This is a genomic window from Acidovorax sp. (genome assembly GCF_022763525.1).
GTDB lineage: Bacteria > Pseudomonadota > Gammaproteobacteria > Burkholderiales > Burkholderiaceae_C > Acidovorax.
Genome location: NZ_JALEGG010000270.1, coordinates 18,785 through 29,471, shown reverse-complemented (window position 1 = coordinate 29,471; position 10,687 = coordinate 18,785). Strand labels below are relative to the sequence as shown.

The following is a 10,687-nucleotide window of genomic DNA, read 5'->3' as shown; positions in this document are numbered from 1 at the left end:
GCGGCGTGCCCAACGTGGGCAAGTCCACGCTGATCAACACCCTCTCCAACAAGCGCCAGGCCAAGACGGGCGACGAGGCCGGCATCACCAAGCTGGAGCAGCGCATCACGCTGGCCGACGACTTCTACCTCTGGGACACGCCCGGCATGCTATGGCCGCGCATCATCGTCCCCGAAAGCGGCTACAACCTGGCCGCCAGCGGTGCCGTGGGCCGCAATGCGTACGACGAAGAGCTGGTGGCGCTGGAGCTGCTGCGCCGCCTGCAGGCGCACTATGCGCCGCTGCTGGAGGCACGTTACAGGCTGGGCCTGCCGCCCGGGGCCATGGCGCAAATGCAGGACGACGAACTGCTGGAGGCCATTGGCCGCAAGCGCGGCGCCATGCAGGGCGGCGGCAAGGTGAATCTGCAAAAGGCGGCCGAGATCGTGATCACTGACTTCCGCACCGCGATCCTGGGCCGCATCACGCTGGAGACGCCGCAAGAGTTCGAGGCATGGCGCGCCGCCGGTTTGGCCGAAGACGCCAGGCGGCAGGCCAAGAAGGACGCACGCGCCAAGGACAAGGGCAAGGGGTCCGGGCGGCGCGAAGATGGCGGCAGCACGCAGACCGAGATGAACTGAGGCCGCGCTGAACCAGCCCTCCGCGATGGTGCATCGTTGATGGGTGCTGCCCCTGGGCGTGGCGAGGGTGCACTGGGGTGTGGCGGTGGCTGCACACCCTGTGCCGCCGCGAGGCCCATGGGCAAGAAATATCGCGTTACCATCCAGACCGGCTGTTACCGCCCCCTGCCCATGCCCGTCAACGCCTCCCCCTGGCTCCCTGAACGCGACGACGCCACCACCGAGCAGCTGGTTCGGGCGGGGGCGTGGGCCGTCATGGCCATCAGCAGCCTGATCGTGGTCCTGCTCGTGTTCCTGGAGAGGCCCTTGCCGTGGACACACCTGGCGCTCAACACTGGCGCCCTCGCCATGGGCGCCGCCGCCGTGTTGCTGGGCCGGCAGCGGCGCTGGCACCAGGCGGCGCAGGTACTCATCTGGGGCGTGTGGACCGTGTGCGCCCTGGTGTCTGCCAACAATGGCGGGCTGCGCGGGCCCACGCTTCTGAACTTTCCGGTGCTCATCGTGTTTGCCGGCTGGCTGCTGGGTGCACGGCCCACGTTGGCACTGGCCGGGGCCACGGCCGCGCTGTTCGTGTTCCTTGGATGGGCGGGGGCGCGGGGCTGGCTGCCGCCAGTGCGCATCGGCAATCCAATGACCCAGATGGCCTACCTGGGGGGCGTGCTGGTGGTCACGCTGTTGGCCACATTGCTGTCACGCCGCAGCTACCTGCGCCGCGTGCAGGAGGCCCTGCACACCGCCGCCCACCTGGCCAGCACCGATGCCGAGCTGCGCAAGCTCCAGCGCGCGGTGGAGCAAAGCCCCGAGAGCATCGTGATCACCGATCTCGAAGGGCGAGTGGAATACGTGAACGCGGCCTTCCTCGCCCGCACGGGCCATGACCGCGAGGAGGTGCTGGGCCGGCTGTCGCAGGACGTGTCCAGCAACGGCCTGGCTCCCGCGCAGTGGCAGGGCTTGCGGGACACGCTGGGCCGCGGCGAGAGCTGGGCCGGCGAGCAGCTCAATCGCCGCAAGGACGGCACCGAGATTGCCGAGGCCGTCGTGGTGGCACCGATCCGCCAACCCGACGGACGCATCACGCACTACGCCGAACTCAAGCAGGACATCACCGAGCGCAAGCGCGCGGCGCAGGAGATCCACCGCCTGGCCCACTTTGACAGCCTCACCAGCCTGCCCAACCGGTTCACCCTGATGGAGCGCCTGGCAGCACTGCAGGGCCGTGCAGGCCGCCCGCCCTCCACCCAGCATGCGTTGCTGCTGCTGGACCTGGATCGCTTCACCACCTTCAACGATGCCCGTGGCAGCGAGATGGGGGACCGGCTGCTGTGCGCCGTGGCGCTGCGCTTGTCAGAAATCCTGCCGCCCCAGGGGCTGCTGGTGCGCGTGGCAGGCGATGAGTTTGCCGTGGTGCTGCATGGTCTCGGTGCCGACGCCGCGCTGGCCGGCCGCCATGCCCTGGCTTTTGCCGAAAAGCTGCAGGCAGCGCTGCTGCAGCCGCTGCACCTGGACAACGATGCGGAGGAACTGCAGTTGGGCGCCAGCGTGGGCATCACGCTCTACCCTCAGAGTGCCAGCGATGTCGCGCACGACGCCGTGCGCCGCGCCGGCACCGCGTTGCACCGGGCCAAGCAGGCGGGCGGCGGACGGGCCGCCTTCTTTGAACAAGGCATGGGCGAGGCGGCCGAGCAGCGCTTTCGCGTCGAACGTGAGCTGCGCCACGCCATCAATGCAGGCGAACTGCGCCTGTTCCTGCAGTCGCAGGTCAACGTGGCGGGGCAGCTCACGGGTGCTGAAGTGCTGGTGCGCTGGCAGCACCCGCGCGATGGCCTCGTGGGGCCGGGGGCCTTCATCCCCGTGGCGGAGGAGTCGGATCTCATTGTGGCCCTGGGTGCGTGGGTGCTGGCCCATGCGTGCGCACTGCTGGCCCAGCCGATATTCCACGAGCGGCAATGGCGCCTGTCTGTCAACCTGAGCGCGCGGCAGTTCCGCCAGCCGGGTTTCGTGCAGCAGCTTCGCGCCATGCTGATCGCGACGGGCGCCAATCCGCGGCTGCTGACGCTGGAAGTCACCGAGGGCCTGGTGATCGATGACTTCGATGACGCCGTCGCCAAGATGGCCGAGCTCGCGGCGTTCGGCGTGGACATGTCGCTGGACGACTTTGGCACCGGGTACTCGTCGCTGGCCTACCTCAAGCGCCTGCCGATCCAGGAAATCAAGATCGACCGCTCGTTCGTGCGCGACGCGCCTACCAATGCCGACGATGGCGTGCTGGTGGAGGGCATCTTGTCGGTGGCCTCGCACTTCGGCTTGCGTGTGGTGGCCGAGGGGGTGGAGACGCAGGAGCAAGCCAGCTTCCTGCGCCAGCGTGCGCCCGGCATCGTGTACCAGGGCTATCTGTTTGGCAGGCCCGAGCCCGAGGCTGATTGGCTGGCGCGCGCCGCGCAAGCGCGGTCCAGCGCCGAGTGAAGACCGCTTCTGGCTTCAATGAAAAATAGCCTCCAGCGCTTGTTTGATGAGCGCTGAAGGCTATTGTTTTTATAGCATTTGATGCCCTGTGCCCGTGTGCGGACCTATTTGTTCTTGTCCTTGCCGCGCGGGATGATGGCGGTTACGGGTGGCATGGGCCGGTCCGAAACGCTGCCCTCCCGGGGAACCGAGGTGTCCTTCTTGGGCTTCTTCGCCATCTTGTTGCTGCGCTGTTCGCCTTTGGCCATGGGGCCCTCCTGTAAAGGTCTCGGGATGGGACCGTGGCGGGATGGTACGTCACAAAGCCCGCACTCTGGCGGCCAGCACCGCGGCGTGCCGCGAGTTTCCCGCCGGCCCTGGAAGCAGCTGCACGCACCGTTCAGGCCGTCACCATCGCTGTGGCCTCGATTTCGACCAGCATGCCGTCGAGCGCCAGCCGGGGCACCGGAATCAGCGTGCAGGCCGGAGCCGCCCCGTCAGGCCACAGGCTGCGCACGGTTTGGCTGAGCAGGGCCAGGCGTTGTTCGGTGTGGTCCACCACCAGCACCGTGAGCTTGGCCACGTCGTGCACGCTGGCACCGGCGCTTGCCAGTGCGATGCGCAGATTGGTGAACGCCTGGCGCAACTGCTCGCCGAAGTCGGCGGACAGCTGCCCCGCCGCGTTCTCGCCGCCCTGGCCCGACACCAGGACGGTGCGTGCCTGGGCCGGCACCACCACCACATGGGTGTAGCCGTTGGCTCGCGGGTCGTACAGGCCGGGGGGGTTGATGAAGCGGAGCTGAGAGGCGGTCGCGGCGGGGCGCAGGATGGTCGCAGTGTCAGGGCGCATGGTGCAGAAATCCAAATGCAAGTAGTGAAGATGAAGCCAGCGGCGGAATTGCCGGCAAGCCAGGAAAACTCCGTGGGCTGAGGCCGCACTGGCAAAAATAGTGTTCCGAGGCGCTAGTATCAAACCTCAAGTTAAATTGAGGTCAATCCCTATGGCGAAAGTCCGTGCAGGAGTTGTTGTGAAGCCCGGAAAAACCACCATCCCCATTGCCCGCGTGGTAGCCGACGTGCAGTCCGAACCATCCGAGCCATCCGAACATTCCGAGCTGTCGGTGGGCGAGGTCGCCAGCCGCAGCGGGCTGGCCGTGTCGGCGCTGCATTTCTACGAATCGCGCGGGCTGATCGCCAGTGTGCGCAACGCGGGCAACCAGCGGCGCTACCCGCGCTCGGTGCTGCGCCGCGTGGCGGTGATCAAGGTGGCGCAACGCATGGGCGTGCCCCTGGCCGCCATTGCCGAAGCCTTGCAGGCGCTGCCCGCGGGGCGCACACCCACGGTGGCGGACTGGCGCCGCCTGTCCGCCCGCTGGCGCGACGACCTGGACGAGCGCATCCGTACGCTCACGGCACTGCGCGACCAGCTCGATGGCTGCATTGGCTGTGGCTGCCTGTCGCTCAAGGTGTGCCCGCTGCGCAATGCACAGGACACGCTGGCAGCGCAGGGCCCGGGGCCGCATTTTGGGGCGGGGGATTCGTGATCGATTGCACGCCGGCAGCCCCCGTGCGAGCCCTGTGGCCTGGACGCCGCTGGAGTTCACGGGAGACTCCCCTATGATTCGTTGCCGTGCCAGCGCGGGCACTGCTTGGCAGGTTGTCTTTCACCGGAGATGCTCATGGCCGTGAAGCTTTTTCGCCGTTGGGGTGCGTCGATGTGCCTCGCGTTTCTCACGTTGACCAGCCTCGCATCCGCCCATGCGCAGGACCTGCCAGGCGCCAAGGACCACGCGGCCGTGAAGCGGCTCGCGGGCAGTGCCATCGTGGGTTACGAGGTGCGCAACTTTGACGCCGTGGAGTTCCAGACCTCCACCTTCAAGGAGTTTGACCTGCGCACCTACCAACGGCGTTATGCGCAACCGCCGCTGGTGCTGGAGGGCAAGCTCACCCGTCTGTGGTACGAGGCGCCGGGTGCTACTCGGTCGCTGGAACTGTTTCGCAACTATGCCAATGACCTTGCGGCCAGCGGATTCACGGTGCTGTACGACTCCACCCGAGATACGTCAGCGGGCGGCTACAGCAATTTCCTGGCCAATTTCGCCAGCGGCAAGCGCGACTTCATCAAGAACAACCGCAGCGAATACGTGATGTACGCGGCCGACGCCAGCACGGTGCGCACCGGCACCTTCCAAAAGGGCAACACCACCGTGCGCGTGCTCACGATCGACTGGGCCAAGGACGACGCCATGTACAAGGCCAGGCAGGGCGCCTACGCCGCCGTGGATATCCTGGAGACCAAGGCCATGGAGCAGAACATGGTGGTGGTCAGCGCGACGGACATTGGCAAGTCCCTCACGGCCAATGGCAAGGTGGCCATCTACGGGATCCTGTTCGATACCGGCAAGGCCGATGTGAAGCCCGAGTCCAAGCCCTCGCTGGATCAGATTGCGTCCTTCCTGAAGGCCGAGCCGGGCGTCAAGCTGCACGTGGTGGGCCACACCGACAGTGTGGGCGGGTTTGAGAGCAACTTGGCTTTGTCCAAACGGCGTGCGGAGGCCGTGGCTGCTGCGTTGACCAAAGACTACGGCATTGCTGCGAACCGCATGGTGGGGAACGGGGTGGCATCTTTGGCTCCTGTGGCCAGCAACAGCAGCGATGAAGGGCGCGCCAAGAATCGGCGGGTGGAATTGGTACTGCAGTAACTTTCGAAAGGATTGGCGGCCGCGTCAACACATGTTTCGCGGCTGCGCGCACGCCCATGGGTTACCAAGTCGCAATCTCGATGCTGCCGCAGGATGAGGAAGCCTTTCTGGGCTACCTGCGTCAAGTTGCGGACGTCAAAATTCTTCGCGCTTTTGCACCGACCGAGGAGCAATTGTTCATCGACGACTTCTCTGCCGCACCTCCGCAGGAGAGCCAATTCTTCCTCTACAGCCTGGCTTTTCCGTGGGAGTTCCGGCTCAGGCGCGTAGAGGATGATGCGCTGGTCGTTGAGCGGCGCGGCTTCGTTTACTACGAGAGTCTGGGGACCGCTCCACTCATCGAGTACGACCGGCGACTTTACGGGGCGGCCACGTCGCCGGGGCGCCTGTATTGGGCTGAGAGGTTTGCTGCTCCTGATGGCTTGGCTTACGACGCTGTCGCCTTCAAAAGCTGGTACCTCCACGCGGAGGCGTGGATGACCAGGCATGGCCGCCGCCTCGAAAGAGATCCTGAGCAGAGGCTGTATCTACCGGCGGCATACGCAGCAGCAGGCGCAGTCTAGTGTCCCGATCGGGGAGAGGCCCAGTGCAAGCCACCCCCGAATGTTGAGCGTGTCCTGCATTCATTCGCTGCCAGGCTCTGAGGGCTTCCGGACAGATCCAGACCCATCGCGCGCCCGAGTCCTCGCGTCACGGGCCGTTGAACCCGCCGCTCAGCACTCCCTTCGCTGCATTGCCTACCACCGCAACGGCCCCACTTCATCACCCCAAAATATCCACCGCCGCGTCTCCGCATACGGCGACGTGCCGATGGAATACGGGTCCATTCCCGTCTCCACCCGCTCCAGCAGGGCCAGGTAGCCACCGTAGCTGGCGGCCACGATGGCGCTGCCGTCGGGCGACACGTCGATGGCGCTGATCGTGCTGCCGATGTGGTGGCGCCACAAATTTTGGCCCGTGTCGTCCACCGCGTGCAGATAGCCATGGGCATCGCCTAGGATGGCCATGCCCGGCAGGGTGGCGGATGCATACACGCGCCACTGGGTGTTGACGGCCGGCGCTTCTTGCGTTTCGTTTTTTTCACTGTCTGGCGCGGCGCCCGACAACGCTGCACCCATTGGCGTGGCCAACGTGCAGCCTCCGTACAAGTGGCAGGAGTTGGCAAGCAGTCGCGTGCCGTCGTGCGAGAAGGTGGCGTGGTGCGGGTAGGACGACAAGGGCTCGTAGCGGCGCACCACCTGGCCATCAGCGTTCAGGATGATGTGCACGCTGTCCTGGTCGCCCACGGCGATGTGGCGCTCGTCCGGTGAAAGGGCCATGTGCAGCATGTCGAGTGCCAGCATCGTGACCTCCGTGCCGTTCACCATCTCGTCCTGCTGGTTCTTGGGCCAGGTGTAGGGACCATCCTCGTCAAAGGTCTGGGGGTGCAGGCGCAGCACGCCACCGGAGGTCAGCAGGTAGATGCCGGTGGGGTTGCGCAGCAGCACCTGCTGGCCATCGTTGAAGGGAATCAGCTCGTCGCAGCGCTGGCCCAGCGGGCCTGGCGATACCTCCACCTGAGGAGGCAGCCCTTCGTTGCCCTGCGGCAGTGCAAACCGGGCGATCACGGGGCCATCGAAACCGTGGTGGGTGGTGATGTGCTGGCCGTCGCTTTGCGCAAAGCAGCGCCGGTTGGGCGAGCGGCCCACGCCGTGCAGCGCGGGCAGCAGGGTGTGCCGCGGGCCGTGCAGCGCCACCCAATGCGCGGTGTCTTCATAGGCGGCTCCGATGCGTGCCAGCACGCGGCCGTCTTCCAGCGCGAACACCGGGCCGATGAAGCAGCCCGCGTCGGCGGCGTGCCGCACGAAGGCGTCGGGAGCGAACGCAAAGCGCTGGCGAAAGCGGTCGGCCAGGTCTTCGTCGGCGTGGGCGTGGACCACACGCGCCAGTTGCAGCACCGTGGCGGCGGCAGCCTTGCGTGGGTCGGTCGGCAGGGCTTCTTCGTCGTCGTCTTCTTCGTCACCCCTGTCCCCGTTCGCGTCTTCGCTGTCATCGTCGCCGTTGCTGTGGCCGTTCTGCGCCTCGGCCGCATCCATGGCGAGCTGGTGGGCGCGGATGGCGGCCACGTAGGCTTGCCCGTCGGACTGCCACTGGTCGGACAGGACCATCAGTTCGGCGGGAAAGACTGCGGCATCGGGCAGGTCACGCGCCAGTGGGGGCGTAGTCAGCAGGTGCACGGCAGCCTCAATGCGCCGAGCCTCGGCCAGGCGGGCCTGGTCCTGCTCGTGTTGAGAACGCACGCGGGCTTCCACGGCGTCCATGAAACGCAGCAGCCGTGCAATGTGGTCGGCCGCGCTGCGGGGCAGGGTAGTGCGGGCGTCGCTCTGGCGCTGCGCGTAGGTGAACTCCCCCGCGGCAGGGCCGCCCAGCGCCGCCTCCAGGTTGATCTGGTAGGCGGCGTGGGCGTTGTCGTCTTCGTCGCCGGGTGCTTCATCGCCGTTTTCCCAGCTGAGCTTGAAGGCGCGGCCCCAAGGTTCGCCATCGCGCATGCAGGGCTGGCGCGCACCCACCCACACGTCGCCCTCCCACCAGCCGTTGCGGTCACTGTCCCACCAGTCGTTGTAGCGCTCGGTGAACACGGGCAGCGTGGTGAAGTCTTCGATACGCTCGGCCGTTAGCTCGGTCACCAGGCGCTGGTACAGCGGGTAGTGGGCCCGGTGCTGGCCCACAGCCTTGCGCAGGTAGTCCAGCACGCCGCGCCAGGCATGTGTGCAGGCTTGCCAGGCGTCGGGGGCCGTATCGGGCGCCAGGGCCAGCCATTCGCCGGGCTCGCCGTTGCGATAGGCGCGATACACCAGCGCGAGCTGCGCGGTGGTGGGCACTTTGCGGCCCCGCAGGGCGGCCGCCATGCGCGCCAGCATCCCGGCGCGCTCGGGTACCTGGGCCACCGAGAGGTAGAAGTCCCAGGTTTTCCAGACGGTGATGAACACGCTGTCATCGCGCGGGTCGCCCTCCGCATCCACATGCCGCTGGCACAGCAAGAAATCGGTCTGCCGGAACCACCCGGCGGACGTGTGTTCCTTGGGACCGATCACCGGTGCACGCACGGCCGCCAAGATGTTACGCACACTGATGGCCTCGTCGGCGAACAGGTCGGCCTCCAGGGGCATCAGCGCGTGGATCTCGGCGCTGCCGCGCGTGGCGTTCTCGCCCGCGCGCACGGCAGCCACCACGCGGGGGCGGTCGAGCAGGGGATGGATGCCGCTTTCGCCGTCGTCGATGCCATCGTGGAACTCCGCTGGGAACACGATGCCCGCGATCTCGCTCGCGAACTCCGCCCGGTGCGGCACGCCGCGCACTTCGTCCAGGAGGAACTCCACCTGCTCAGGGCCGGTGATGTCCACGTGGTACTCGTCGGTGAACAAGGCCACCCGCGCCGTAAGCCCGCTGCGCACGGTGAGCTCGCCGTGGTTGTAGTCGCCCCAAAGCAGGTCGGTGACCGTGAGCGCCCCCTGCACGTACATCAGCTGGCCGCCCACCACCGCGTTGTGCATGCGCGCGTTGCCCAGCACGATCAGGTTCGCCGCGCCGTCGGTGTTGTCGCAGGTGAGCGCGCCGTCGATCTGCAGATTCCCGTCGATCAGCACGAGAAGGGGCTGGCTGCGCGGGCTTGCGGCTGGGGCGCCGCCTTCCACCAGCGTCCGCAGTGGGCTGCCGCTGGCCAGCGGGGCATCCAGGTGCAACTCCGGCAACTGCACGTCGCCCACAACGCACAGCGCGGTTTCGCCAGCCAGCGCCTGCGGGTCCTCTGCGAGGCGGCGGGCGATCCAGCAATCGGCAGGCAGGCGGGCGGCGACATCGGCCAGGGGGCAAAGGCGGGCGGTGGGCATGGCGGGGGTAAGGTCGCTGGTGCGAAGGGGGTGAACGCGGCGGGCATGGTACCGCCGCCCTGCAGGGTTGGGGCTTTCCGTTCACAATGATGTGTTCACATAGCAATGCCTGCCATGACGCAAAATCCTCCCGTTTTCGAAGTCCTGCCCCGCGACCTTTCTGCCTACCGCCAGGGCAATGTGGGCATCGACTACGTGCACCGGTTTGAATCGGGCCAGCCCGGGCCCCATGTGCTCATCAACGCGCTCACACATGGCAACGAGATCTGCGGCATGGTGGCGGCCACGCACCTGCTGGACACGGGAGTGCGCCCGCGCATTGGCACGTTGACGATCAGCTTTGCCAACGTGGCGGCGTATGAGTCCTTCGACCCGAGCCGCCCGTTTGACAGCCGCCAGCTGGTGCACAACCTCAATCGCATCTGGTCGGCCGCCGAGCTGGACGGCACCGCCGCCAGTCCCGAGCTGGACCGCGCGCGGGTGCTGCGCCCCGTGGTGGCTGCGGCGGATCACATCCTCGACATCCATTCCACCAGCCAGGACGTGCAGCCTTTCTGGGTGTACCCGGCCTACCAGCGCAATGCAGCTGTGGCGGTGGCCATCGGGCGCCCGCCCGTGCACCTGGTGATGCCCAGCGGCCTGGGCTCTGGGACGCCGCTCATCCAGCATGGCCGCCACGGGCTCGCCGACAGCCACGGCGTGGCGCTGGTGGTGGAGTGTGGTCAGCATTTTCGCCAGTCGGCGGCCGACATGGCCACCGCCGTGGCCCTGGACTTCCTGGCCCATTTCGGCATGGTCGAAGCCGCGCCTGTCCGCCCCGCGCCGGGCCCGCAGCGCCGTTATGAACTGCTGGAGACCTGCATGGTGCGCACGCCCGACTTCCGCTTTGCGCGGCCGTTGCAAGGCTTCGAGGTCTTCGCACGGGGCGAACTCATTGCCACCGACGGCCCGCACGAAATCCGCGCCCTGTGCGATGGCTGCACGGTGATGATGCCCACGCGCGAGCCCATCATGGGGCGTGAGGCGGTCTACCTCACGAAGGCTCTCGATTGAA

Annotated in this window: 9 protein-coding genes; 6 read left to right on the top strand and 3 right to left on the bottom strand. The window is 67.0% G+C overall.

Going from position 1 to position 10,687, the window contains the following annotated elements; translation table 11 throughout:
- Window positions 1-620, top strand: a 620-nt coding sequence (locus MRY84_RS20870; RefSeq protein ID WP_291507597.1) for a GTPase, incomplete at its 5' end; no start/stop codon positions are given.
- Window positions 621-791: 171 nt separating this feature from the next.
- Window positions 792-3,083 carry a GGDEF domain-containing phosphodiesterase gene (locus MRY84_RS20865; protein ID WP_291507596.1) on the top strand — a complete coding sequence of 764 codons (2,292 nt, stop codon included), beginning with the start codon at window positions 792-794 and terminating at the stop codon, window positions 3,081-3,083.
- Window positions 3,084-3,187: 104 nt separating this feature from the next.
- Here the strand turns inward: MRY84_RS20865 and MRY84_RS20860 are convergent, their stop codons facing one another.
- A complete protein-coding gene (locus MRY84_RS20860; RefSeq protein ID WP_291507595.1) occupies window positions 3,188-3,331 on the bottom strand; it encodes a hypothetical protein in 144 nt (47 codons plus the stop codon).
- 131 nt (window positions 3,332-3,462) lie between these two features.
- Window positions 3,463-3,912 (bottom strand): RidA family protein, encoded by a 450-nt coding sequence (locus MRY84_RS20855; RefSeq protein ID WP_291507594.1) that lies wholly within the window; start codon window positions 3,910-3,912, stop codon window positions 3,463-3,465.
- A gap of 178 nt (window positions 3,913-4,090) precedes the next feature.
- Between MRY84_RS20855 and soxR the strand changes: the two genes are divergently transcribed.
- The 3 genes from soxR to MRY84_RS20840 all read left to right on the top strand — a co-directional run bounded on the left by soxR (window position 4,091) and on the right by MRY84_RS20840 (window position 6,327).
- Window positions 4,091-4,606: a redox-sensitive transcriptional activator SoxR gene (gene soxR / locus MRY84_RS20850; protein WP_291507593.1), complete on the top strand. Its 516-nt coding sequence runs from the start codon at window positions 4,091-4,093 to the stop codon at window positions 4,604-4,606.
- Between the two features lie 135 nt (window positions 4,607-4,741).
- Entirely contained in the window at window positions 4,742-5,764 is a 1,023-nt protein-coding gene (locus MRY84_RS20845) for an OmpA family protein (RefSeq protein ID WP_291507592.1), read from the top strand.
- A 56-nt stretch (window positions 5,765-5,820) separates the two neighbouring features.
- Window positions 5,821-6,327 (top strand): hypothetical protein, encoded by a 507-nt coding sequence (locus MRY84_RS20840; RefSeq protein WP_291507591.1) that lies wholly within the window; start codon window positions 5,821-5,823, stop codon window positions 6,325-6,327.
- A 174-nt stretch (window positions 6,328-6,501) separates the two neighbouring features.
- Here the strand turns inward: MRY84_RS20840 and MRY84_RS20835 are convergent, their stop codons facing one another.
- The gene (locus MRY84_RS20835; RefSeq protein ID WP_291507590.1) at window positions 6,502-9,633 is read right to left on the bottom strand and encodes a WD40 repeat domain-containing protein; all 3,132 of its coding nucleotides are present in this window, start codon (window positions 9,631-9,633) and stop codon (window positions 6,502-6,504) included.
- A gap of 114 nt (window positions 9,634-9,747) precedes the next feature.
- On the opposite strand from MRY84_RS20835, the gene MRY84_RS20830 reads away from it, so the two are divergent.
- Window positions 9,748-10,686, top strand: a complete 939-nt coding sequence (locus MRY84_RS20830; RefSeq protein WP_291507589.1) for a succinylglutamate desuccinylase/aspartoacylase family protein — start codon at window positions 9,748-9,750, stop codon at window positions 10,684-10,686.
- The last annotated feature ends 1 nt before the right edge of the window (window position 10,687 follow it).

What these genes read in the sequence shown, in the direction of transcription:
- MRY84_RS20865 (WP_291507596.1), top strand. Translation starts at nt 792, where the DNA reads ATGCCCGTCAACGCCTCCCCCTGGCTCCCTGAACGCGACGACGCCACC.
- MRY84_RS20860 (WP_291507595.1), bottom strand. Translation starts at nt 3,331, where the DNA reads ATGGCCAAAGGCGAACAGCGCAGCAACAAGATGGCGAAGAAGCCCAAG.
- MRY84_RS20855 (WP_291507594.1), bottom strand. Translation starts at nt 3,912, where the DNA reads ATGCGCCCTGACACTGCGACCATCCTGCGCCCCGCCGCGACCGCCTCT.
- MRY84_RS20845 (WP_291507592.1), top strand. Translation starts at nt 4,742, where the DNA reads ATGGCCGTGAAGCTTTTTCGCCGTTGGGGTGCGTCGATGTGCCTCGCG.
- MRY84_RS20840 (WP_291507591.1), top strand. Translation starts at nt 5,821, where the DNA reads ATGGGTTACCAAGTCGCAATCTCGATGCTGCCGCAGGATGAGGAAGCC.
- MRY84_RS20835 (WP_291507590.1), bottom strand. Translation starts at nt 9,633, where the DNA reads ATGCCCACCGCCCGCCTTTGCCCCCTGGCCGATGTCGCCGCCCGCCTG.
- MRY84_RS20830 (WP_291507589.1), top strand. Translation starts at nt 9,748, where the DNA reads ATGACGCAAAATCCTCCCGTTTTCGAAGTCCTGCCCCGCGACCTTTCT.